Below are 23,019 nucleotides of genomic sequence, written 5' to 3' on the forward strand. Positions count from 1 at the left end.
CCATGACAAGCCGTGCACACCATAATTTCAAGCCAAATCGGCCTTTAGCGCTAGTGAATAAAGCGCTAGCAGCTATCGAAATAGAAGCAAAACTCCACGGAGCAGCCGCATGACCGAACTGCTCGACATCCTCGCCAACCCCGCGTTCTGGATTGCCACGCTGCGCGTGGCCACCCCGCTCATCCTGGGCACGCTGGGGGTGCTGCTGTGTGAGCGCGCAGGCGTGCTCAACCTGGGCATTGAAGGGATCATGGTGGCCGGGGCCTTCACCGGCTGGCTCACGGTGTATGCCGGCCATGGGCTGTGGACGGGGGTGCTGGTGGCGGCGCTCACGGGCGCTGCCTTTGGCCTATTGCACGCTTGGCTCACCGTGGGCCTGGCGCTGTCGCAGCACGTGTCGGGGCTGGGCATCACGCTGCTGGCCACGGCGCTCAGCTATTACGGCTACCGCGTGAGCTTCCCCAAGGTGAACACGCCGCCCACCATCGAGCCCTTTGCGCCCATGGAATGGCTGGGCATTCCCATCCTGTCCGCACAGACGCCGCTCACGCTGCTGGCGCTGCTGCTGGTGCCGCTCTTGGCCTGGGTGCTGATGCGAACCCCGCTGGGCCTGGCCGTGCGCATGGTGGGCGAGAACCCGCAGGCCGCGGAGGGCCAGGGCATCTCGGTGGCGGCCACGCGCACGGGCGCCATCGTGGCAGGGTCGGCGGTGATGGGCGTGGCGGGGTCGTTCCTCACGCTGTCGGCCTTCAACGCGTTCTTCTTCAACATGATCAACGGCCGCGGCTGGATCTGCGTGGCGCTGGTGGTGTTTGCCTCATGGCGGCCGGGCAAGGCACTGCTGGGCGCCCTGCTCTTCGCCTTTTTCGATGCGCTGCAGCTGCGCCTGCAGCAGGCGGGCGACGCGTGGCTGCCGTACCAGGTGTATTTGATGCTGCCCTACCTGCTGTCCATCCTGGCGCTGGTGCTGGTGGCGCGCAAGGCGGCGTATCCGCAGGCGCTGATGAAGCCCTATCGCAAAGGGGAGCGGTGACGCGGTGCGAACGAACCCGCCACGCCCGATTGCCTCACCCCTTCTGGTCCGACCACACCGCAAACTCGTTGCCACTGGGCTCGGTGAAGTGAAAGCGCCGCCCGCCTGGAAAGTCAAATACCGGCTTCGTGATGCACCCACCGGCCTGCTCCACCTTGGCCAGGGTGGCTTCGAGGTCTGCGCTGTAGAACACCAGCAAGGCGCCGCCCGCGGCCTGCGTGGAACACAGGCTGGCCTGAAAGAAGCCACCGTCCAGCCCCTGGCCCGAGAATGCCGTGTATGCCGGGCCGTAGTCCACAAAGGCCCAGGCAAACGCTTTCTCAAAAAACGCCTTGGTGGCGGGCAGATCGCGCGCCGCAAACTCCACGTAGTTCAGCTTTTCGTGCACATTCATCGGTTGAACCTTTCTGCATAAGACTGCGTAGTGTGCCGCGCCCGCGCGGCCCGCCGACTCTCTACACTCCCACCCCATGCTCGACCTGCTCATCACCCACGCCACGCTGCCCGACGGGCGCCAGAACATGTCCATCGCCGTGCAAGCGGGCCGCATCACCGAAGTGACCGAGGGCCTGCAGGCCCCTGCGCACGAGACGGTGGACGCGGACGGCCTGCTGGTGAGCCCGCCGTTCGTGGACGCGCATTTCCACATGGATTCGACCCTGAGCTACGGCCAGCCGCGCGTGAACGAGAGCGGCACGCTGCTGGAAGGCATTGCGCTGTGGGGCGAGCTCAAGCCCACGCTGACGCACGAGGCCATCGTGCAGCGCGCGCTGCAGTACTGCGACATCGCCGTGGCGCGGGGCCTGCTGGCGGTGCGCAGCCACGTGGACACCAGCCACGGCAGCCTGCTGCCCGTGCAGGCACTGCTGGAGGTGAAGCAGCGCGTCGCACCCTACCTGGACCTGCAGCTGGTGGCCTTTCCGCAAGACGGCGTGCTGCGCAGCCCGGGCGGGCTGGCCAACCTGAAACGCGCCCTGGACCTGGGCGTGGACGTGGTGGGCGGCATTCCCCACTTCGAGCGCACGTACGCCGACGGCACCGAGAGCGTGAAGCTCCTGTGCGAGCTGGCCGCCGAACGCGGCAAACGCGTGGACATGCACTGCGACGAGAGCGACGACCCGCACTCGCGCCATGTCGAGACCCTGGCATACGAAACCCAGCGCCTAGGCCTGCACGGCCGCGTGACGGGCTCGCACCTCACCTCCATGCACAGCATGGACAACTACTACGTAAGCAAGCTCATCCCCCTGATGCGCGAGGCCGACCTGGGCGTGGTGGCCAACCCGCTCATCAACATCACGCTGCAAGGCCGCCACGACACCTACCCCAAGCGCCGCGGCATGACCCGCGTGCCCGAGCTGATGGCCGCGGGCCTGACGGTGGCGTTTGGCCACGACTGCGTGCTGGACCCCTGGTACAGCGGCGGCAGTGCAGACATGCTGGAGGCCGCGCACATGGGGCTGCACGTAGGCCAGATGACCAGCCAAGCCGCCATGCGCCAGTGCTTTGACGCGGTGACGGCGAACCCCGCGCGCCTGCTGGGGCTGGAAGGCTACGGCATTGCCCCGGGCTGCCATGCCGACTTTGTGCTGCTGCACGCCCGCAATCCGGTGGACGCCATCCGGCTGCGCGCGGCGCGCCTGGGCGTGTGGCGGCGCGGCCAGCGCGTGGCCGGCCAGCCCGCGCCCACGGCGGAGCTGCGCCTGCCCGGGCGGCCAGGGAGTGTGAGCTTTTTGTAGCCGGCTGCACCCAACCACAGCCCCGTAAGTCGGGTTAGCCCGCAGGGGCGTAACCCGGCATCTTTCGCGGTACAACACGTCGGGTTACGCTGCGCTAACCCGACCTACGAATCTGCACCGACCGCAGAAAGCGCTGGCCCGTAGGTCGGGTTAGCCCGCAGGGCGTAACCCGACGCCTGCACATCGCCAGCTGCTTGTCGGGTTACGCTGCGCTAACCCGGCCTACGAATCTGCACCGACCGCAGAAAGCGCTGCCCCGTAGGTCGGGTTAGCCCGCAGGGCGTAACCCGACGTCCTCCGCATCGCCAGCTGCTTGTCGGGTTACGCTGCGCTAACCCGACCTACGAATCATTGGAAAATTGGGCTCCAGCGCTTACTGCACAAGCGCGGGCAGCTATAAAAAACAGAGCAAACCAGCTCACGCCATCCGTGCGATGGTCTTGCGAAAGCGCGCCAGCGCCAGCATGAACAGCACGCTGCCAATCCCCAGCAGCCACACCAGCGACGGCCACACCACCGACAGCCCCGCGCCCCGGTACAGGATGGCCTGCGACAGCTCAGTGAAGTGCGTGGTGGGCGCCAGTGCCATCACGTACTGCACCCACAGGGGCATGCTCTCGCGCGGGGTCACGCCACCGGACAGCATCTGCAGCGGCATCATGGTCAGCACCATCAGCAGCCCGAACTGCGGCATGCTGCGCGCCACCGTGGCCATGAAGATGCCCATGGACGTGGTGGCAAACAGGTGCAGCGTGGTGCCCAGCAGGAACAAGGGCACCGAGCCTTCGATGGGCACGCCGATGGCGCCGCGGATCACCACGGTGAGCGACACCCACGTGGCCGCCAGCACCACCAGGGCCATGGCCCAGACCTTGGCCAGCATGATTTCGCCGGGCGTGACGGGCATGACCAGCAGGTGCTCCACCGTGCCGTGCTCGCGCTCGCGGATCAGCGCGGCGCCGGTCAGGATGATGGACAGCATGGTCACGATGTTGATCAGCTCCATGAGCGAGCCAAACCACGCCGGGGTCAGCGCCGGGTTAAAGCGCGCCCGCACCGCCAGCTCCACCGGCTGGGTGGGCACGCTGCGGTCGCGCTGCACGAATTCCGCCGCCTCCAGCTGCACGATCTGCTGCACCGCGCCGTTGGCCGTAAAAGCCTGCCCCATGCGCGTCGCGTCCACGTTGAGCTGTGCCTGCGGCGCCCTGCCCGCCAGCACGTCGCGCTGAAAGTGCGCAGGGATGTGCAGCACCAGCGTGAAACGGCCGGCGTCCAGGCCCGGGTCCACCTCGCGCTGGCCGATCATGGCCGGGCGGGTGAACTGCGGCGGGTAGAAGGCGCTGGCAATGCGCTGCGACAGCGCCGAGCCGTCCTCGTCCACGATGGCGATGGGCACGTGGTACAGCGTCTCGGGCTGTGCCTTGCCGGCGGAATACACCGCCAGCGTGGTGGTGTAGACGATGAGGAACAGCATGGCCGGGTCGCGCCACAGGCTCCACAACTCCTTGATACCCAGCCTGAAAATGTTGGCCCACCGGCCACGCAGTGCCATGTCAAGACTCCTGCTTGCGCAGCAGCAAGATCGCCGCACCAATGATCACCGGTGCCGCCACCAGCATGGGCCAGAACTCGCCCCGCAGGTCTTGCAGCGTGAGTGCCTTGTTGAACACGCCTCGGCTGATGGTGAACATGTGGCTGGCCGGGTACACCTCGCCCACCCAGCGGGCAAAGCCCGTCATGGCCGAGACGGGGTTGATCAGGCCTGCAAACTGCACGGCCGGGATGAGCGTGCCCACCATGGCAAAGAACATGGCCGCAATCTGGCTGCGCGTGACGGTGGACGCCAGCAGCCCCATGCCCGTGGAGCACAGGCTGAACACCAGCGCCGCCAGCGCCAGTGCGCCAAAGCTGCCCGTCATGGGCACGCCAAACACCGTCACGGCGGCCAGGCACATGAGCACGAAGTTGAACAGCGCCAGCAGCACGTAAGGCATCTGCTTGCCCAGCATGAACTCGGTGCGCGTGGTGGGCGTGACGTACAGGTTGATGATGGAGCCCAGCTCCTTCTCGCGCACCACGGCCAGCGCCGTGAGCATGGCGGGCAGCATGAGCAGCAGCAGCGGGATCACGGCGGGCACCATGGCCGGCAGGCTGCGCACATCGGGGTTGTAGCGGTAGCGGGTTTCCACCGCCACCAGGCTTTGGGGCGCCACGCCGGTGCGGCTCTGGAGGGCCTGCGCCAGCCAGTCCTGGTGCATGCCCAGCGCGTAGCCCATGGCCGTCTCGGCGCGCTGGGGCATGGCGCCGTCCACCCAGGCGCCGATCTGCACGGACTGGCCGCGCTCCAGGTCGCGCGCAAAGCCGGGCGGGATCTCCAGCGCCAGCGAGAGTTCGCCCGAGCGCATGCGCTGGTCCAGCTCCGCGTAGCTGGTGATGGGCGGGCGCTCCACAAAGTAGCGCGAGCCCGCCAGGTTCAGCGTGTAGGCGCGGCTGGCCGCCGAATCGTCGCGGTCCAGCACCGCAAAGCGCAGCTTCTCCACATCCATGCTGATGCCGTAGCCCATCACGAACATCAGGATCAGCGAGCCCAGCAGCGCCAGCGCGCCGCGCACCGGGTCGCGCCGCAGCTCCAGCGCCTCGCGCCACTGGGTGCTGTGGATGCGCGCCAGGCTCTGGCGCAGGCGCAGCCCCCAGGTCGGGCGCGCCCGGGCTGCGTCCACCGGCACCGCCGGCGCGGGCTCTGCCGGTGCCGGCCCCGCCGAGCCGCCGCCGGCATCCACCAGGTGGCCGATGAAGGCCTCTTCCAGCGTGGCAGCACCGCGCTGGGCCACGATGTCGGCCGGGGCCGCGCTGGCCAGCACCCGGCCCGCGTGCATGAGCGAGATGCGGTCACAGCGCTCGGCCTCGTTCATGAAGTGGGTGGAGATGAAGATGGTCACCTTGTCGCGCCGCGCCAGCTCCACCATCAGCCGCCAGAAGTTGTCGCGCGCAATCGGGTCCACGCCCGAGGTGGGCTCGTCCAGGATCAACAGCTCCGGCTCATGCACCATGGCCACGGCCAGCGACAGGCGCTGGCGCATGCCCAGCGGCAGCTGCAGGGGCAGCGTGCCGCGCGCGCCCTGCAGGTCAAAGCGCTCCAGCATGGCCTGCACGCGCCGGGGCACCTCGGCCTCGGGCACATGGAACAGGCGGGCGTGCAGCACCAGGTTCTGCTCCACCGACAGCTCGCTGTACAGCGAGAACGCCTGCGACATGTAGCCCACGCGACGGCGCGTGGCCATGTCCTTGGGGTCCACCGGCTGGCCGAACAGCCAGGCCTTGCCGTCCGTGGCGGGCAGCAGGCCGGTCAGCATCTTCATGGTGGTGGACTTGCCGCAACCGTTGCTGCCCAGAAAGCCAAAAATCTCGCCGCGCTGGATGCGAAAGCTCACATGGTCCACCGCCACGAAGTCGCCAAACTGCATGGTCAGGCCCTGGGCCTCGATGGCGATCGCGGCGGCAGAGTCCGTCTGCAGTGGCGTGATGACCACCGGCTGGTGGCCGCGCCGCTTGGCCTCGGGCAGCAGGGCCACGAAGGCGGCCTCCAGGCTGGCGTGGCCCGTGCGCCGCATCAGCTCGGCGGGCGTGCCCGTGGCCAGGATGCGGCCTTCGTCCATGGCCACCAGCCAGTCAAAGCGTTGCGCTTCCTCCATGTAGGCCGTGGCCACCAGCACGCTCATGCCCGGGCGGCCGGCGCGGATGCGGGCGATCAGATCCCAGAACTGGGCACGCGCCAGCGGGTCCACGCCCGTGGTGGGCTCGTCCAGGATGAGCAGGTCCGGGTCGTGGATGAGCGCGCAGCACAGGGCCAGCTTTTGCTTCATGCCGCCCGAGAGCTTGCCCGCGGGCCGCGCCAGAAAGGGGTGCAGCCCGGTACTGTGCGTGAGGTCGTCAATGCGGCGCCGGCGCTCGGCCGCGTCGTGGCCGAACAGGCGGCCGAAGAACTGCAGGTTTTCTTCCACCGACAGCGTGGGGTACAGGTTCTTGCCCAGGCCCTGGGGCATGTAGGCAATGCGCGGGCACACCGCGTCGCGGTGGCGGCCGTCGGCCATGTCGCCGCCCAGCACCATCACGCGCCCCTGCTGCACCGCCCGGGCCCCCGCCGCCAGCGCCAGCAGGCTGGACTTGCCCACGCCGTCCGGCCCGATCAGGCCCACCATGCAGGCGGCGGGCACCTGCAGGTCCACGCCGGCCAGCGCCACGGTGGCGCCATAGCGCTGGCCCACGCCCGCGAGGGTGACAACCGGTGGGTTCACTGTGCGGCCTGGGGGGCTGCGGTCCGCAGGCTTTCCTTCACCGCCAGTTGCGGCGGCCAAGGGACGCTGGCATCCACGCGCAGCCAGGCCACGCCGGGCAGCCCGGTCTTGACCTGCTCGCGGTGGCGCTGCAGCAGCTCCTTGGGAATCTGCGCCCGCACGCGGAACATGAGCTTTTGCCGCTCGCTGGCCGTCTCGACCGTCTTGGGCGTGAACTGCGCGGTGCTGGCCACAAACGACACGGCCGCGGGGATCACGAAGTCCGGCGCGGCGTCCAGCACGATGCGCACCTCGCTGCCCAGCGCCACGCGGCCCGCCACGGTCTCGGGCAAAAAGAAGGTCATGTACACATCGGTCAGGTCGGCCAGCTGCAGCACGCGCGCCCCGGCGCCCACCACCTCGCCCGGCTGCACCACGCGGAACTGCACGCGCCCGTCGCGCGGTGCCTTGAGCTCGCTGTCGGCCAGCTCCACGTCGATGCGCGCCAGCGTGGCCTCCAGCGCGCGGACGTTGGCCTCGGCGCTGGTCACCTGGGTGCGGGCGGCGCCAATGCCGGCCTGCGCGGCCTTGGCCTGCGAGCGTGCGGCGGTCAATGCCGCCTGCAGGCTGTGCACCTTGGCGCGGTCGTCGTCCAGCAGCTGGCTGGAGAAGAAGCCCTCGCGCGCCAGCTTTTCCGAGCGCGGCAGGCGCCGCTCTGCGGTATCCAGGTCGCTCTCGCGCTGGGCCACCACGGCCAGCGCGGCCTGGTGGTCGCTCTCACGCTGGGCCACCTGCACGCGGGCGCTGTCGATGGCCACCTGGGCCTGCTGCAGCCGTGCCACGGCCTCGGCGCGCTGGGCCTGCAGGCTGTCGATCTGCATGCGGGCCACGGGCTGGCCGGCCTGCACGAAATCGCCCTCGCCCACCAGGATCTCCTGCACCCGCCCGGCCAGCTTGGTGGCCACGGCCACCTCGGTGGCCTCGATCCGGCCATTGCCGCTGACAAAACCCGGCCCCGGCCCCGCGTCGCGCCAGGGCGCCAGGCGCCACGCGAGCGCCGCGCCCGCCAGCACCACCGCCACCACGGCGATGATCTTGGCTCGGCTGCTGATAGTTTGAATGCCCATGGTGCTCCCTGTGTCGGCCCCAGCGGCGGCCGAAGACCTCTGCTCCAGAGGACCCCAGGCATGGTAGCTTTGCGCCCGCGCTGTCCCAAGCGGCACGGCGCGCCCGCTTGACTTGCGTCAACCCATTCTTGCGGCTGGGCAGGTTCGTGCGCGAGGGGGCGCAGGCGGACGAGCGGCAAGCTCCGTCAGCGGCTGCGGTTCCGGGGATTTTGGCCAAATGGGCCGCCAGCGGTTGATGGATAAGCGCTGGAAGCTATGCTTTCGATAGCAATCAACCCATCACCAACGGCACTGCGCGCGCCCCGGCGGAGTCCGGAGCGGACGGTGGCGCGGAGCTGGGCGCGAGCAACACTTCCACCCGGTTGCGCCCCCGCTGCTTGGCCTGGTACATGGCCTCATCCGCCCGCTGCAGCACGGTGTCCGGTGCGTCTGCCGGGCCGGCCGGTGCCACGCCGATGCTCACCGTCAAGGCCGCGCTGGCGCCGCCCCCCACTGGCACGGGGGTGCCTTCCAGCAGGGCCCGCAGGCGCTCGGCCACGGCGGCGCCCCCTGTGCCGTCGGCGTTGGGCAGAAAGATGCTGAACTCCTCGCCCCCCAGGCGGCCCATCACGTCTTCGTTGCGCAGGCAGCGCTGCGCCACCTGCACGAAATGGCGCAGCGCCTCGTCCCCGCCCTGGTGCCCCCAGGTGTCGTTGATCTGCTTGAAATGGTCCAGGTCCAGCACCAGCACCGCCAGCCCGCTCTGCGCCCGCTGGGCGCCGCTCAAGGCCTTGTCCAGCAAGGTCAGGAAGGCCCGCCGGTTGAACACATTGGTCAACGGATCCACTTCGGCCAAGTGGCGCAGTTCGTTGGTGATGAACTCGTTGGTCAGCATCAGCGCGCCAAAGCCGATCAGCACCAGCGCCGCGTTGGACTCCAGCACCACGAACTGCGACAGGGCCGCCACCAGCGCCCCGTCACCCGCGTCCCGCGGCACGGCCAGGGCGAAGGCCACGGGCCGCAGCAGCACGAACAGCCCGTGGGCGCCCACCATGGCGGAGAACAGATAGCGCGCGGGCACCCGGTGGAAGCCGCCATGCGCCAGGGTCCGCGCCGTCAGCACAAAGCACACGCCGGACATCAGGCCCGCCAGCACGAACCGCGCCCCGGTATGGGGCCGGACCACGGTGAAGTACAGCGCGACCGCCGTCAGCAGCCCCACGGCCAGCACCGCCCACCCGTGCCGCAGGGGCTTGCGGCCCATGTAGACGCGGCTTCCCATCCAGCACAGGTAGCCGGTCAGGCTGATGCTGATCTGCGCCACAGCCACCGAGAGGGGTTCGGGCAACCCGTCGCGCACCAGCAGGCAGGTGCCGAACACCGAACTGCTGAGAAACGCCAGCACCCACAGGCGCAAGCCGGGAATGTGGCGGTTGAAGTACCACACCGCGAACAGCAGCGCGGTGATGAGCATCGACAGCATCGCCGCAAGGATGATCAGGGTGGGACTGTGCACAACGCGTACGCCGGAAAAGCAGGGTCTTCAGCAAGGGCGCGCGCGGAACATCAGGGGCGCGGCGGGGACAAGGTGGGCAAGGTGGGCAAGGTGGGCAAGGATGGTAACCCAGCCCATGGGCTGCCGACGGGGCGGCTGTTGCGCCCGCGCCGCGAAAAAGCCGCGGCGGCGGCCCCGGGGTTGCGGAGCGCCGCGGCGCGGGTCACCCCTGCACGTTGCATTCCCGGCGCAGCAGCGCCAGGGCGTCGTGCATCTGGTAGTCCATGTCGCTGAGCAAGGTTTTTTCCGCGTCCTGCACAAAGCCCGCCCACAACGCCAAGTAGTCCTGCTGGTGCACGCCGGGTGCGTGGGCGCGGATGAAGTCGGCTGCCAGCGCAGGCTGCAGGCCGGACTTGCGCGCCTTGCGCACCAGGCTGGCGGCGGCCTTTTCGGTCAGCAAGGTCTTCTTGGGCACACCGGCCGCCAGGCAGAGGAACAGGGTCAGTAGCGAATGCTCATCGTCATTGGCCTCGACAGCCTTCGTCCAGGTCTTGCTGGCGGGCTGGGGCGGCTCGGCATCTTCCTCCAGCGCGTCCAGGCTGTGGTGCAGGGCCTCCACCTCGGCCAGCGGGTCGTCCAGCAAGAAATAGCGTGCGCGAAACGCCGCCATGGGCCGCAACAGGTTGCGCAGCGGCGTGCTGGACTGCAGCAGCTTGGGCAGGTCGGCCAGCACGGCGCTGCAGTGCGCCGCCACGGCATCGTGCAGCGGCTGGGGCAGCCCGGGCGGCAGGCGCAGCGCCGTGGGCACGGGCACTTTCTTCTTGCGCAAGCCCGTCACCAGCTTTTCAAACGATGGTGCACTGGGCCAATCGCCCGCCGCTGCGGCTTGCGGGGCCAGGGCCTGCATCAACAGGCCGGTGCGGATCACGGCTTCGGCATCGGCCCCGGCGGACTCCAGCTCGTCCGTGTCCAGGTCGTACTGCTCGGCCAGCCACTCGGCGGCGGCAATGGCCTGCGCAATCTGGCTGCGGCGGGCCAGCTCGGCGCGGTATTCGGCATGGCTGCGCAGCGACCAGGCGGCCAGCAGCGCCGTCTCGGCATCGGCATAGCCGGCCATGCCGAAATTGCTGCTCTCGGGCAGGGCAATCAGCCGGCGCAGCAGGTCCGACCCGCCCTTGGAGCGCGACAACAAGGAGTGGTCGCGCAGCGACACGGCCGCCTGGGCCAGATCGCCGCCCGTGGTCTCCAGCAGGTACAGGCTGATGAGGTTGACCATGCGGTCCCGCGCCTTCTCCAGCTCGGGCCGCAAGAACTCGGTGCCAAAGTACCGCGCAATCTGCACCATGCCCTTGGGCGCATCGGCATGGATGGCCGCCAGCCGCTCCGCCCCCAGGATGCCGTGCTGCACGCCGTAGACCAGCGCCTTCTCGAAGAACGGGCGCGCGTCGTGGAGTTGCAGGGCATTCGCGGCTGCAACCGGCTGGGCATCAGGGGGAGACATATCGGGCAGGGTCATGTAGGTATCCATCACGCTAGGTGTTGCTCACGGTCCCTGCAACTGGCGCAGCCCAGGCCAGGACCGCCGAGCAAGGGCCGCCCCGCAGCGAGGGCGGTGTCCCCCTTCCCGAATCACGCAGTGATTCGAGAGAAGGGGCTGAGGGCCGCGGCTCCGGGCCTGCCTGCGCAGGCTTGGACGTGCCCGAAGAGCCGCAGCCTCTGGCGGCGGCACCGAGGCGCGCAGCGACTCAGGGGGTTGTTCTCTAGATCGCCGACTCTTCGTCAGAGGTGCGCGCCGCCGGGGTGGCCTTGCCGCGATCGGTATCGCTGGTCTCCACTTTGCCGTCGTCCTCTTCGGCCGCTTCCTCGGCTTCTTCGCCACCGCCCAGCTCGAACGCCCGCGCCTTGGCCCGCAGCACCAGCAGCATCTCGATGAACAGGTCGCGGCACTCGTAGCGCAGCAGCCAGGCCATCTGCATCCAGTCGCCGTCGGCCACCTCGTCCAGGTCCACGCGGGGTTGCACGTAGCCCGAGGCCAGCAGTTCGTCGTCGCTGAGCGTGGGGCCGTAGTCCTCGGTGGCGTCAAACGTGCCGGTGCGCGCGAAGGCCTCGATGCGGCTCCACTTCTCGGCAAAGTAGTTGGCCAGGGCCTCGGCGCCGCCCTCCAGGTCGCCGATGGCGGTGAGGAACTCCACCGGATCGGCGCCGTCGCGGAAGACCACGGCGTTCACCATGTTGCGCAGGTGGGTGTGGGTGAGGTCCTTGTACTGCTTCTCCAGCACCATGGCGCGGGCGAATTGCTCGGGCGTGACGAGCAGGTTCACAACCGACGCCTTGGAGTCGTCGTACTCGCGCATCACCGCCAGGATGTCCTTGGGCGCCAGTTGGTCCAGCACCACCATCAGCGCGTTGTCGCCTTCGGCATCGGCCAGGTCGGCCAGGGCCGCCTCGGCCCCCACGATGTCCCCGGCGGCGATCAGGCTGGTGGTCTTGGTGATGAGGGCCAGGTGTTGGTTGCTGCTGCTGCTCATGGTCGTCATTCCTTGCGGTCAAAGCCTGCGTCGGCCAGCCATTCGGCGCCGGCTTCTTCGCGTGTACGGCTGTTTTGCGGCTCCACCGCATCGTCGGCACTCAAGGCGTTGTAGTCGTCATCGTGCTCGGCCGTGTCTGCGCCTTCGTCCTCAGCATCGTCGTCGTCGTGCAGGGCGGCGGCGGGGGCCAAGCGGGCGTGCTGCTGCAGGTATTCGAGGCCCGCGGCCACCGCCAGAAACCGTGCGCCCTGGGGCTCGCGCAGCACGGTCTGGGCCAGGCTCTGCGCCCAGGGCTCCAGCGCCACGGCGTGGCCCAGGCTGTGCCAGTCGGGCAGCTCGTCGCGGCCCTGGGCCAGCAGGCGCTCCATGGCGTCGGCCTGCACAAAGCGGAAGGCCTTGTGGAAGGCCACGGCCACCATCTCGGGGGCCAGGTCCATCATCTGCACCAGAAAGCCCATTTCGGCACGCTTTTCGGCCAGGCGCTTGCGCAGCACGTCTTTGCCCTCGGAGTCGGACACCAGATCGTCCAGCTCAGCCTGGTAGGCCGAGCGCAGGTCATAAAAAAAGGGAGAGAGTTTCACAGGGCAGAAGGATGGGAAAGAATGCGCGCGCTGTAGGCCTGCCAGATCTCCTGGGCCGTTTGCAGCGGGTCGTCCAGCAGGTTGCGGCGGCGGTTGTCGTCATAGGCCTGGCGGGCCTCCTCATGGGACAGCACCTCGTAGGCCTTTTGCACGGCCTGGAAGCGCTGCGCGGCATCGGCCGCCGCGTTGCGGTCGGGGTGGTAGAAGGCGGCCTTTTGCCGGAACGCCTTCTTGATGTCCGCCAGCGTGGCGTTGGCCGGCACGCCCAGCGCGGCGTAATGGTCTGCAGTCGTCATGCGGGAATAGCGAACAGGTCGTTGAGGAGCACCGGCGCAGCGGCCGGGAAGCCGCCTTCCGGGCCGCCGGCGCATCGGCGCCGACAGCGGAGATGGGGCACGACGCCCCAAAAAACAAGAGCCGGCGCTGCGCGAGGTGGGTCGCGCGGCCGCCCGGGCGGCGATCTCTGGCGATCAGCCGGCCAGGCTCACAAAGACGTTCTGCACGTCGTCGTTGGCGTCGATGGCGGCCAGGAAGCTCTCCACCTCTTCCAGCTGCTCGGCCGTCAGGTTGGCGGGATTCACGGGGTTCTTGGGCTTGTAGCCCAGCTTGGCTGTGAGCACCGTGAAGCCCTGGGCCGGCAATGCGCGGCTGACCAGGTCCAGGTCGGTCGGGTCGGTCCAGAACATGGTGGTGCCCTCTTCGTCACCGGCTTCGAAGTCCTGCGCGCCGGCCTCAATGGCGGCCAGCTCCGGGTCGGCACCCGGCGTGGCCGGCTCGGCTTCGATCATGCCGACGTGGTTGAAGTCCCACGCCACCGAGCCCGACGTGCCCAGCTGCCCCTTGCGGAACAGCACGCGCATCTCGGGCGCGGTGCGGTTCACGTTGTCGGTCAGGCATTCGACCATCACCGCCACCTGGTGCGGCGCAAAGCCTTCGTAGATCACGCGCTCATAGTTCACGGCGTCGGCGCCAGTGCCGGAGCCCTTCTTGATGGCGCGCTCCAGCGTGTCCTTGGGCATGGAGACCTTGCGGGCCTGCTCCACCACCAGACGCAGGCGCGCGTTGGTGGCCGGGTCGGCGCCGCCGCGTGCGGCCACGGTGATTTCCTTGACCAGCTTGCCAAACAGCTTGCCCTTGGCATCGGCCACCAGGGCCTTGCCTTTTGCTTTCCACTGCGCACCCATGTTGGTTCTCTCTTCGTTGGTGTTGTGGCGCGCTTGGCGCCGGTCGGTGTATTGCACGAAACCCTCTGCACGGCCCCGCTCTCGTCTTGGGCGCACAGGCGCGCAAGGGCCCTGCGGGGTGCAAAAGCTTCCGTGTCGCCGCCAAACCTGGCCCCCAAAGGGGCTACGCCAGCGGCCGAACCCTCAAGGGTACCACCGGAGCCATGCGTGGCCATCGGTCGCTATCCATGGCCTGCCGGGCGCCTGCTGTGAGCCTTGTCCTACAAGGCATGCGCCTGAAGCGCGGGCGCATTTCACCCGGCCAAAGAAAAAAACCTGGCAGCACAGTGCTGCCAGGCTGGGCGGCGGCCCCGCAGGGCCTCGTGCCGTGTGCGAGCCCGTTGGGCCTCACCCGCGCTTGCGCTGGGTGGCCAGGCCAATGCCTGCCAGCAGCCCCACCAGCAGCAGCATGGCCCACTCGGAAAGTGTGGGCACGGCGGTCACACCGGCCGTGGCGGTGGCTGTGCAGCTCACCGTCACGTCGGTCACGTTAGCGGTGGCTGCGCCGCTGCCGCGGCTCACCGTGCAGGTTTGGCCAGCGGGCTGGCTTTTGACTGAGACGGCGTACGTGCCACCGGCAGGGATGGCGGAGCCGAAGGTGAAGGCACCGTTGGCGCCAACGCTCAGGTCATCACCCGCATTGTTTTGCAGCACCACGCTGCCGGTCAGACCCGTGACCGTGCCCCCAATGGTGTAGCTGCCCGTCACACCAGCCGCGCAGCTCACCGCCACATCGGTCACGTTGGCGTTGGCCGTACCGCTGCTGCGGCTCACCGTGCAGGTTTGGCCGGCGGGCTGGGTTTTGACCGTAACGGCGTACGTGCCACCGGCAGGCATGGCGGTGCCGAAGGTGAAGACACCGTTGGCGCCAACGCTCAGGTCATCACCCGCATTGTTTTGCAGCACCACGCTACCGGTCAGGCCCGTGACCGTGCCGCCAATGGTGTAACTGCCCGTCACAACGGCCGTGCAATTCACCGCCACATCGGTCACGTTGGCGCTGGCCGTGCCGCTGCCGCTGCTCACGGTGCAGGTTTGGCCGGCGGGCTGAGTTTTGATCGAGACGGCGTAGGCGCCGCCGGCAGGGATGGCGGTGCCGAACGTGAAGACACCGTTGGCGCCAACGCTCAGGTCATCACCCGCATTGTTTTGCAGCACCACGCTGCCGGTGAGGCCTGTGACCGTGCCGCCAATGGTGTAGCTGCCCAACGTGTCAATAGGCGCCAAAGGCTGCCCGCTTCGCACGAGGCGCACATAGTTGGTGGAGCCCCTGAAGTCAGGAAAGACTGAGCCGTTGGAGAAGGCGACGATCCACGCGTAACCCGGGATAGCCGCATAGGCCGTGGATGTCCAGGCGAAGCCACTCGCGCCAGAGTCCCCAGTAATGGGCGTGTTAGGAAACGCCGCGCCGTCAATGGCACCCTGTCCGATGGCATTGGTGTCAAGTTTGACAATGGATTCCAGCTCATTCTTGTTGGGCAAGCGCCAGTCGTTGTAGCCCTTGTAATTGGCGTTGTTGGCCGTCACCGCGGCCGTCAGGGCATCGGGCCAGGTGTAAGTTTGCGCCGCGCCGGTGTCGCACGCCGTGGCGGTGGTGCCCAAGCCCAGCACACATTGGTCCCAGGCCAGCCCGGTGACGGTGTCAGTGACGATGCCGCCGCTGACGGTGTGGGCGCTCCAGGCAGGCCAGGCCAGCAGCGTGCCTGCCAGCACCAGCGAGGTCGTAACCCAGCGGCGCAGGGCGTGGGGAACAAGGGGGTATGTAAAGGCGGTGGCCATGGTGGGCTTTCTGGTCATGGTGAAGGCGGTGATTGAAGGCGGTTCAAGGCAATAACGTGGGGCACGAAGGAAACCGTTCACGGGTGCGAGCCATCCCCATCGTGGTCATGCCTGCGCTGCTGGAAGCCGGTTCTGCAATGGCCCGTTTGGCCAACCCCCTGGTGGCTGAGGGCCTGGCTCCTGAGGCGCTGGCACGAAAGCGCCGCACGGCGCGCTCCATGTGCAGCGCCAAATCGACGGCGGCTTCCAGACGGGCCGCTGGCGGTAACGGGCCATGGCGGCGGCGCGCGCAATGCCGTCAAAAAACAAATCAAGGTCCACTTCGCACAAGGCGAGCACCCACTGGGGAACTCTTGACTCCGGCGGTGGAAGCGCCGGCGTTGAAGATGACGACCCACGCGAGACTTGGGAAAGACGCATAGGTGTCGCTAGACAAGTACGCACTAAGCAGGGTGTTTGGGAAATACGCCACATCGACCGCAGGGGCGGCAGACAAGCCGTTGTGCACGATGGACAACAACTCCCGCCGGGTGGGCAGGCGCCAGGGGTTGGGGTTGCTGGTGCCGCAAAGTGTGGCCGCATTGACATCAGCCGCAAAATTTTCTGTATCGCAGTGCCCGCTGGTATAGCAAGTCCCCCCGTTGGCTGCCCCAGCATCACCGCCATTGGTGGCGGGGTTGCTGTTGTGCCAGCTGTAGGTGTCGAATATGTAGTGCAAACCGGGGGTATCGGTCTTCACTTCCCAGTCCAGGTTGGTGACGTTGTCGTGAATGCACGCAGGAGTGGATGCGGGCACAGCGGGCGAGCCGGTGAGTGCGATGGCATTGCCACTGGCATCCAGGGGGGTGAAGTCAAATCCCGCCGGACCACCGCCCACTTTGGCGGGGTTGGCCGCGTCACGGCCAAAGCGGCCGTCTTGGCGGGGGCGTTCGCCGGTGTCGCCAGTGGTGGCGGCATCGCAGGCGACCAGCGTGTCAGCAGCATTGGCGCACTGGGTTTGGCCGGTGTCGTTGAGCAAGCCGGAGGGGGCCGCATGCACGGCATTGGCGCCGCACAGGCCCGCAAGGGTCAAAACCATCAAGGGGCGCACGATTTGCAGGTGTGCAAACACAGGGGTTTGCAGGCGTGCAAAGGCAGGCAGGTGGTGCATGGACAGGACTCCAATCAGTAAATACCGCCCGACACAAACCACCTGACGCTAAACAATGTAGGGCGGCTGGGGTGCGGAAAAACGGGGCGAAAAAGATGGCGCAAGCACGAGCGCTACCCCATGGCAAGACAAGCAAGGCGTGCCATGAATGGATAAAAAATCAGCTCGATGGGCATGATTTTCCTGATGAACGCCGCCGATTTTTGATGGCGATCGTCATTTATTGTCAAACTATTGCCAAGGTGGTGACGCCGCCAAATCCGGGTGATTACTGCCACACGCCTGCTATTTGAATCAGGCGCCCGCAGGGCCGCGGGGCAATTCATCTCGGCGGGATAATGCGTCCTCTTCCCTGTGCTTTTCGACCCACCTCATGGGTCAATTCACGGGATGCTTTTCGACCGGTACCTTGATGCTCAATACTTTGTGGCTGGGCTTTTTCCTGACGGCGGCCGTCGCCGCGCTTGTTCAGTGGCTGGTGGGCGGCCATGGCGAGATCTTCGCCGCCATGGTGCAGGCGCTGTTCCAGATGGCGAAGCTGTCGGTGGAGGTGATGGTGCTGCTGTTTGGCACGCTCACGCTGTGGCTGGGCTTCCTGCGCATTGCCGAGCGGGCCGGCATCGTGGACGCCCTGGCCCGCTGGCTGGCCCCGCTGTTTCGCCACCTGATGCCGGGCGTGCCCAGCGGCCACCCGGCCCTGGGCCTGATGACGATGAACTTTGCCGCCAACGCCCTGGGCCTGGACAACGCGGCCACGCCCATTGGCCTGAAGGCCATGCGGGCGCTGCAGGAGCTGAACCCCGAGCCCGGCACCGCCACCAATGCGCAGATTTTGTTCCTGGTGCTCAACGCCTCGTCGCTCACGCTGCTGCCGGTCACTATCTTCATGTACCGCCTGCAGCAGGGCGCGGCCGACCCCACGCTGGTGTTCCTGCCCATCCTGCTGGCCACCTCGGCGTCCACGCTCGTGGGGCTGTTGAGCGTGGCGGTGGTGCAGCGCCTGCCGCTGTGGCGGCCGGTGGTGCTGGCCTACCTGCTGCCCGTGGCCCTGCTGCTGGGGGCCTTCATGGCCCTGCTCTCCTCCCTCAGCGCCGCGGCCCTGGCCTCGCTGTCCTCGCTCCTGGGCAACCTCACGCTGTTTGCGCTGGTCGTGCTGTTCGTTGCCGTGGGGGCGTGGCGCAAGGTGCCGGTGTACGAGGCCTTCATCGACGGCGCCCGCGAGGGCTTTGACGTGGCCAAGGGCCTGCTGCCCTACCTGGTGGCCATGCTCAGCGCCGTGGGCGTGTTCCGCGCCTCGGGGGCGCTGGGCTACGTGCTGGACGGCATCCGCTGGTGCGTGGAGGCCGGGGGCATCGACGCGCGTTTTGTGGATGCCCTGCCGACCGCGCTGGTCAAGCCGTTTTCAGGCAGTGCAGCGCGCGCCATGCTGATCGAGACCATGCAGTCCCAGGGCGTGGACAGCTTTGCCGCGCTGGCGGCGGCCACCGTGCAGGGCAGCACGGAAACCACCTTCTACGTGCTGGCGGTGTACTTCGGCGCAGTGGGCATCCAGCGGGCGCGACACGCCATCGGCTGCGCGCTGCTGGCAGAGCTGGCGGGCGTGGTGGCGGCGATCGTGGCGTGCTACGCGTTCTTCGGTTAGCGGATAAAAATGCAGCCAAAACAGGCTCTAGCGCTTGCCAGAAAAGCGCGGCCAGCTATCCTATTTGCAGCAAATTTCCGCGCCGCGCTGGGATAGCACCCACGCTGCGCTGGGACGCCGCCGGAGCGGCGCTACTCCGCCAACTGCTCGTTGGCCGCGATCAGCCGCCCCACCAGCAGCTTGATGAAGGCCTTGTCAAAGCAGGACTGCAGATCGTCCGAGGCGCCGCGCAACGCGGGGTTGCGCACCTTGAGCACCAGCACCTCGGAATCGGCCACCGCCGTCGCGGTGCGCACGCGGCGCTCGGGGCGCAGGTAGGTCATTTCGCCCAGCGTGACGCCGGGGCCCAGGGTGCTCAGCAGGCGCCCCTGGCGGCTGACCGCAACCTGCCCCTCGATGAGGATGCAAAACGAATCCCCGGGCCGGTCCTCGCGCATGAGCACCGTGCCTTGCTCCAGCCGGCGCCAGTGGCCCAGGCGCATCAGTTCCCACAGCGCCACGTCGTGGAAGCCTGCAAAGAACGGCAGCGCCCGCAGGCGGGCGAATCGCTCGGCTTCCGTGTCCTGCGATTTCTGGCGGGGCAGGCCGCGGTGCGCCGACAGCAGCGCCTGGGCAAAGGCGTCCCAGGTGGCAAACCGATCGGCCGGCTGCTTGGCCAGCGCCCGCAGCAGCACGGCGTCCACCGCTTCGGGCAGCGAGGCGCGCAGCAGGCTGGGAGGCGTGGGGGCGTCGTGGCTGATCTTGTACAGCGTGGCGAAGTCGGTCTCGCCCTCAAACGGGCGCCGGCCCGTGAGCAGTTCGTACACCACCACGCCCAGCGAAAACATGTCGCTGTGGTGGGTGAGGTCCTGCTCGCGCACCTGCTCGGGCGACATGTACGAGGGCGACCCCACCAGGCCCGAGAGCTGGGTGGCATCGCTGCGCAGCGACAGCGCCGCGCCGAAGTCGGTCAGCTTGAGCTCGCCCGCCTGCGTCAGCATCAGGTTGGCAGGTTTGATGTCCCGGTGCACCAGCCCTTCGCGGCAGGCGTATTCCAGGGCGTTGCAGCACTTGAACGCAATGTCCAGTACCTGGGACACGGGCAACAGCGTGTCGGGCGTGGCATAGGCCGAGAGCGGCCGCCCGTCCACGTATTCCAGCACCAGGTAGGGCGGCAGGGCTTCTTCGTCGGCGTCCAGCAGCCGCACGATGTTGGGATGGCGCAGGCGCCCCGACAGGGCGGCCTCGTTGCGCAGCAGCTTGCGGTAGCGCTGGGCCTGCTCGGGCTGGCGCAGCAGGTGGGCGTGGGTCTGCTTGATGGCCACCTTGCGCCCCCGGAAACCGTCCAGCCCCAGGTACACGATGCCGCTGGCGCCCCGCCCCAGCTCGCGCTCGATGCGGTACTTGCCGATGCTGGCGGGCGGTGCAGAGGTGGCGGTGGCCATGGCCGGGCTGCTGCGGTGGTGTCGCGGGCGCTCAGGCGCCCTGCAGGGCCTGCGCGAAGTCGGCGAGCAGGTCCTCGGGCTCTTCCAGCCCGACCGACAGGCGGATCATCCCGTCGGCGATGCCCATGGCGGCACGCACTTGCGGGCCGGCTTCCCAGAAGATGGTGTGCGCCACGGGGATGATGAGGGTGCGGGTGTCCGCCAGCCCTGTCGCCTTGATGGGCAGTTGCAGCCGGTTGCACACGGCCAGGCATTGGCCCGGGTCGCGCAGCTCAAACGACAGCAGCCAGGAGCCCGCCTTCAGGTGCTTTTGCGCGAAGGCATGCTGCGGGTGCGATGGCAGCATGGGGTAGAGCACGCGCGAGACGGCCGGGTGCTGCTCCAGCCATTGCGCCAGCGCCAGCGCGGTGGCGCTGGTGCGGTCCATGCGCAGCGCCAGCGTCTCGGCGCCCAGCGCCAGCTGGTGCGCCGCCTGGGACGACAAGGTGGCCCCCATGTCGCGCAACCCCTTCTTGCGCAGCTGCTGCAGGCCCCAGCCCTTGGGGTCGCCCTTGCGGTAGGCGGCGAAAATGTTCGGGTAGCGGCTCCAGTCGTAGCGCCCGGTGTCGGTGACCGCGCCGCCCAGCGCTGCGCCCTGCCCGCCGATGCTTTTGGTCAGCGAGTTGAGCACCAGGCCGGCGCCCACGCTTTCGGCACGGAACAGGTACGGCGACGCCACGGTGTTGTCCACCACGTAGAGCAGGCCGTGCTCCTGGCACACCGCCCCGATGCCCTGCAGGTCCGGGATCTGCGTGCCGGGATTGGCGATGGTCTCCACAAACACCATGCGCGTGTGGGGGCGCAGTGCGGCGGCCACGTTGGCGGCGTCGGTCACGTCCACCAGGGTCACTTCAATGCCCAGGTCGGCCAGCGTGCCAAACACGCTGTTGGTGTTGCCGAACACGAACTGGCTGGCCACCAGGTGGTCGCCGGCCTTCAGCAGCGTGAGGAAGATGGCGCAGATGCCCGCCATGCCGGTGGCAAAGACGATGGTGCCCCGGCCGTTTTCCATCTGCGTGACCATGGACTCGAGCGCCGCCGTGGTCGGCGTGCCCTGCCGCGCATAGTTGAAGCCGCCCTTGGCGGTGCCCTGGAAGACGGCGATCAGGTCCTCGACCTTGTCGTAGCCGTACTGCACCGAGGTGTGGATGGGCTGGTGGATGGCCCCCTGCTCGGCGCCGCCCCGGCGGTCGGCGTGAACGATCTGGGTGGTGAAGCGGGGGTTCTGCGGTGTCGTCATAAAAATCTGCGGCTGTTTTTCGGCGGGTCGGCGTGCAAAGCGTGGCAATCAGCACTGACGCGCCCCGATGCCACCGCCGCGCGTCAGAGAAAGGCGTGCAGCCCCTCATGCGGATTCACGTTCGATCCATTAAAACCGTTCGGGCTGAGCTTGTCGAAGCCTTGCGCAGCGCTTCGACAAGCTCAGCGTGAACGGATATCAATCTTTTTTGAATGCTGACTGGTGTTAGGGGGGCTACCGTTCCGGTGCAATGTGTTCGGCGTAATCGTACAAGGCGCCCAGAATGTCCTGCGTGCGCTCGTCGTCGGCGGTCTCCGAGAGTTCATCGATTTCGGTGAACAGCTGCTCCACGGTCCGCGCCCCGCCCTGCCCGTCGAAAAGGCAGGCGGCGCGGTGTGCTTCCCAGCGCTCCCGCTCCTCGAGCGAGAGCGTGGCCGGGAAGTTGCGTGCCCGGTAGCGCCACAGCAGCTCGTCCAGCCGCGGGTCGTCAAACGCCGCGCGCGCCTTGGCCAGCGGCTCGCCGCCCAGGCCACGCAGGTCGTTCAGCCGGCGGCGGTCGTTGTTGCCCACGAAGCCGCCGTACAAGTCCTGGTCCACGTCAGGTGCCGGCTCGGCAGGCCGGGCAAACACGGTGGGCCAGATGCCGCTCATGTCCGGCAGCGAGCGGGCTACTTCGGCATGTTGCGCCGCCTGCGCCAGGTCGATGCCCCAGCGCTGCGCCAGGGCGGGCGTGAGCGTGTTCACGTTGCCCACCACCATGGGCGACTTGTTGAGGTGGATGGTCTTGATGGGCAGGCGCGTGGTGCCCTCGGGCAGCGCATCGGCCCGGGTGAACATGCGCAGGCGGATCTCGTCCACGCCCATCGTCGCCAGCGGCGCGGGGTCCTGGGCCAGGTCCCACGCGATGAGTTCGTTCTTGTTGGTGGGGTGGCTGGCCAGCGGCCACATCACGGCCAGGCAGCCGCGCTCGGCCGGGAACATGCCCGAAACGTGCAGGAAGGCGCGCGCACTGGCGGCCGTGGCCGGCAGGCGCAGCTCGGCGGCCACACGGTCCTTCTTGTGCAGCGACAGCGCAAAGTCGAACAGCTTGGGGTGGAGCTGGCGGATCAGCCGGGCCAGCGCGATGGTGGCGCGCACGTCGGACAGCGCATCGTGCGCGGCCTCGTGCAGCAGGCCGTTGACCTTGGACAGGTGCTCCAGCTTGAAGCTGGGTGCGCCGTCTTCCTTCCGGGGCCACTGGATGCCGTCGGGCCGCAGCGCGTACGTCATGCGCACCACATCCAGCAGGTCCCAGCGGCCGCACTGGTTCTGCCACTCGCGCGCATACGGGTCAATGAGGTTGCGCCAGAACAGGAAGCGCGTGACCTCGTCATCAAAGCGGATGGTGTTGTAGCCCACGCCGATGGTGCCGGGCTGGGCAAACTCCGCCTCGATGCGCGCCGCGAACTGGTGCTCGGGCACGCCCTGCTCCAGGCACAGCTGGGGCGTGATGCCGGTGATGAGGCAGGACTGCGGGTCGGGCAGATAGTCGTTGGCCGGCTGGCAATAGAGCATCAGCGGCTCGCCGATCTCGTTGAGCTCGGCATCCGTGCGGATGGCAGCGAACTGCGCGGGCCGGTCGCGGCGCGGGTTGGCGCCAAAAGTCTCGTAGTCGTGCCAGAGGAAGGTGTGGGCGGGCATGGGCAAAAGAAGAAAAGCCCAGCCAGGCCGGCTGGGCAGAACCAAGCGGGCAAATGGTACCCCATTTGAAGCACTTTTGGCCTCCA

At 68.0% G+C, this 23,019-nt stretch carries 19 protein-coding genes; 4 read left to right on the forward strand and 15 right to left on the reverse strand.

Annotated features, from left to right (window positions below; genetic code table 11):
• The first annotated feature begins 109 nt into the window (after positions 1-109).
• Entirely contained in the window at positions 110-1,033 is a 924-nt protein-coding gene (locus tag LWW96_RS08395) for an ABC transporter permease (RefSeq protein WP_291485890.1), read from the forward strand.
• 34 nt (positions 1,034-1,067) lie between these two features.
• On the opposite strand, the gene LWW96_RS08400 is transcribed toward LWW96_RS08395, so the two are convergent.
• Positions 1,068-1,427, reverse strand: coding sequence for a VOC family protein (locus LWW96_RS08400; protein ID WP_291485892.1), 360 nt, complete (start codon positions 1,425-1,427; stop codon positions 1,068-1,070).
• Between the two features lie 76 nt (positions 1,428-1,503).
• Here LWW96_RS08400 and LWW96_RS08405 point away from each other — a divergent pair, with 76 nt between their 5' ends.
• Positions 1,504-2,772: an amidohydrolase family protein gene (locus LWW96_RS08405; protein WP_291485893.1), complete on the forward strand. Its 1,269-nt coding sequence runs from the start codon at positions 1,504-1,506 to the stop codon at positions 2,770-2,772.
• A gap of 418 nt (positions 2,773-3,190) precedes the next feature.
• Here LWW96_RS08405 and LWW96_RS08410 read toward each other — a convergent pair whose 3' ends face one another.
• The 11 genes from LWW96_RS08410 to LWW96_RS08460 all read right to left on the reverse strand — a co-directional run bounded on the left by LWW96_RS08410 (position 3,191) and on the right by LWW96_RS08460 (position 16,908).
• Complete coding sequence (locus LWW96_RS08410) at positions 3,191-4,324, reverse strand: ABC transporter permease (RefSeq protein WP_291485894.1); 1,134 nt, start codon at positions 4,322-4,324, stop codon at positions 3,191-3,193.
• Position 4,325: 1 nt separating this feature from the next.
• A complete protein-coding gene (gene rbbA, locus LWW96_RS08415) occupies positions 4,326-7,067 on the reverse strand; it encodes a ribosome-associated ATPase/putative transporter RbbA (RefSeq protein WP_291485895.1) in 2,742 nt (913 codons plus the stop codon).
• Positions 7,064-8,173, reverse strand: a complete 1,110-nt coding sequence (locus LWW96_RS08420; protein ID WP_291485896.1) for an HlyD family efflux transporter periplasmic adaptor subunit — start codon at positions 8,171-8,173, stop codon at positions 7,064-7,066. The genes rbbA and LWW96_RS08420 overlap by 4 nt, the downstream gene beginning before the upstream one ends.
• A gap of 271 nt (positions 8,174-8,444) precedes the next feature.
• Positions 8,445-9,668, reverse strand: a complete 1,224-nt coding sequence (locus LWW96_RS08425) for a GGDEF domain-containing protein (RefSeq protein ID WP_291485898.1) — start codon at positions 9,666-9,668, stop codon at positions 8,445-8,447.
• Between the two features lie 202 nt (positions 9,669-9,870).
• Positions 9,871-11,163, reverse strand: coding sequence for a hypothetical protein (locus LWW96_RS08430; RefSeq protein WP_291485900.1), 1,293 nt, complete (start codon positions 11,161-11,163; stop codon positions 9,871-9,873).
• Between the two features lie 244 nt (positions 11,164-11,407).
• Positions 11,408-12,175 (reverse strand): hypothetical protein, encoded by a 768-nt coding sequence (locus tag LWW96_RS08435; RefSeq protein WP_291485901.1) that lies wholly within the window; start codon positions 12,173-12,175, stop codon positions 11,408-11,410.
• 5 nt (positions 12,176-12,180) lie between these two features.
• Positions 12,181-12,756 carry a hypothetical protein gene (locus LWW96_RS08440; protein WP_291485903.1) on the reverse strand — a complete coding sequence of 192 codons (576 nt, stop codon included), beginning with the start codon at positions 12,754-12,756 and terminating at the stop codon, positions 12,181-12,183.
• On the reverse strand, positions 12,753-13,052 hold the full coding sequence (locus LWW96_RS08445; protein ID WP_291485906.1) for a DnaJ domain-containing protein: 300 nt from the start codon (positions 13,050-13,052) through the stop codon (positions 12,753-12,755). Before LWW96_RS08445 ends, LWW96_RS08440 begins: the two co-directional genes overlap by 4 nt.
• A gap of 174 nt (positions 13,053-13,226) precedes the next feature.
• The gene (locus tag LWW96_RS08450; RefSeq protein WP_291486007.1) at positions 13,227-13,940 is read right to left on the reverse strand and encodes a YebC/PmpR family DNA-binding transcriptional regulator; all 714 of its coding nucleotides are present in this window, start codon (positions 13,938-13,940) and stop codon (positions 13,227-13,229) included.
• A 387-nt stretch (positions 13,941-14,327) separates the two neighbouring features.
• Positions 14,328-15,776 (reverse strand): IPTL-CTERM sorting domain-containing protein, encoded by a 1,449-nt coding sequence (locus tag LWW96_RS08455; protein WP_291485908.1) that lies wholly within the window; start codon positions 15,774-15,776, stop codon positions 14,328-14,330.
• A gap of 292 nt (positions 15,777-16,068) precedes the next feature.
• The gene (locus LWW96_RS08460; protein WP_291485910.1) at positions 16,069-16,908 is read right to left on the reverse strand and encodes a DUF1566 domain-containing protein; all 840 of its coding nucleotides are present in this window, start codon (positions 16,906-16,908) and stop codon (positions 16,069-16,071) included.
• 95 nt (positions 16,909-17,003) lie between these two features.
• Between LWW96_RS08460 and LWW96_RS08465 the strand changes: the two genes are divergently transcribed.
• Together LWW96_RS08465 and LWW96_RS08470 are read left to right on the forward strand one after the other, a co-directional pair.
• Entirely contained in the window at positions 17,004-17,201 is a 198-nt protein-coding gene (locus tag LWW96_RS08465; protein ID WP_291485912.1) for a hypothetical protein, read from the forward strand.
• A gap of 119 nt (positions 17,202-17,320) precedes the next feature.
• Positions 17,321-18,550 (forward strand): spore maturation protein, encoded by a 1,230-nt coding sequence (locus LWW96_RS08470; protein ID WP_291485914.1) that lies wholly within the window; start codon positions 17,321-17,323, stop codon positions 18,548-18,550.
• A 131-nt stretch (positions 18,551-18,681) separates the two neighbouring features.
• Here LWW96_RS08470 and LWW96_RS08475 read toward each other — a convergent pair whose 3' ends face one another.
• The 3 genes from LWW96_RS08475 to sbcB all read right to left on the reverse strand — a co-directional run bounded on the left by LWW96_RS08475 (position 18,682) and on the right by sbcB (position 22,933).
• Positions 18,682-19,974, reverse strand: coding sequence for a serine/threonine-protein kinase (locus tag LWW96_RS08475; protein ID WP_291485916.1), 1,293 nt, complete (start codon positions 19,972-19,974; stop codon positions 18,682-18,684).
• Positions 19,975-20,005: 31 nt separating this feature from the next.
• The gene (locus LWW96_RS08480) at positions 20,006-21,253 is read right to left on the reverse strand and encodes a cystathionine gamma-synthase family protein (protein WP_291485918.1); all 1,248 of its coding nucleotides are present in this window, start codon (positions 21,251-21,253) and stop codon (positions 20,006-20,008) included.
• Positions 21,254-21,487: 234 nt separating this feature from the next.
• Positions 21,488-22,933 carry an exodeoxyribonuclease I gene (gene sbcB / locus LWW96_RS08485; RefSeq protein WP_291485919.1) on the reverse strand — a complete coding sequence of 482 codons (1,446 nt, stop codon included), beginning with the start codon at positions 22,931-22,933 and terminating at the stop codon, positions 21,488-21,490.
• Positions 22,934-23,019 lie beyond the last annotated feature (86 nt).

It is taken from the genome of Acidovorax sp., from assembly GCF_021287135.1.
GTDB lineage: Bacteria > Pseudomonadota > Gammaproteobacteria > Burkholderiales > Burkholderiaceae_C > Acidovorax.

Coding starts and splice junctions, on each gene's coding strand:
- LWW96_RS08395 (WP_291485890.1), top strand. CDS start 110: ATGACCGAACTGCTCGACATCCTCGCCAACCCCGCGTTCTGGATTGCC.
- LWW96_RS08400 (WP_291485892.1), bottom strand. CDS start 1,427: ATGAATGTGCACGAAAAGCTGAACTACGTGGAGTTTGCGGCGCGCGAT.
- LWW96_RS08405 (WP_291485893.1), top strand. CDS start 1,504: ATGCTCGACCTGCTCATCACCCACGCCACGCTGCCCGACGGGCGCCAG.
- LWW96_RS08410 (WP_291485894.1), bottom strand. CDS start 4,324: ATGGCACTGCGTGGCCGGTGGGCCAACATTTTCAGGCTGGGTATCAAG.
- LWW96_RS08420 (WP_291485896.1), bottom strand. CDS start 8,173: ATGGGCATTCAAACTATCAGCAGCCGAGCCAAGATCATCGCCGTGGTG.
- LWW96_RS08430 (WP_291485900.1), bottom strand. CDS start 11,163: ATGACCCTGCCCGATATGTCTCCCCCTGATGCCCAGCCGGTTGCAGCC.
- LWW96_RS08435 (WP_291485901.1), bottom strand. CDS start 12,175: ATGAGCAGCAGCAGCAACCAACACCTGGCCCTCATCACCAAGACCACC.
- LWW96_RS08445 (WP_291485906.1), bottom strand. CDS start 13,052: ATGACGACTGCAGACCATTACGCCGCGCTGGGCGTGCCGGCCAACGCC.
- LWW96_RS08450 (WP_291486007.1), bottom strand. CDS start 13,940: ATGGGTGCGCAGTGGAAAGCAAAAGGCAAGGCCCTGGTGGCCGATGCC.
- LWW96_RS08455 (WP_291485908.1), bottom strand. CDS start 15,776: ATGACCAGAAAGCCCACCATGGCCACCGCCTTTACATACCCCCTTGTT.
- LWW96_RS08460 (WP_291485910.1), bottom strand. CDS start 16,908: ATGCACCACCTGCCTGCCTTTGCACGCCTGCAAACCCCTGTGTTTGCA.
- LWW96_RS08465 (WP_291485912.1), top strand. CDS start 17,004: ATGGCGCAAGCACGAGCGCTACCCCATGGCAAGACAAGCAAGGCGTGC.
- LWW96_RS08470 (WP_291485914.1), top strand. CDS start 17,321: ATGCTCAATACTTTGTGGCTGGGCTTTTTCCTGACGGCGGCCGTCGCC.
- LWW96_RS08475 (WP_291485916.1), bottom strand. CDS start 19,974: ATGGCCACCGCCACCTCTGCACCGCCCGCCAGCATCGGCAAGTACCGC.
- LWW96_RS08480 (WP_291485918.1), bottom strand. CDS start 21,253: ATGACGACACCGCAGAACCCCCGCTTCACCACCCAGATCGTTCACGCC.
- sbcB (WP_291485919.1), bottom strand. CDS start 22,933: ATGCCCGCCCACACCTTCCTCTGGCACGACTACGAGACTTTTGGCGCC.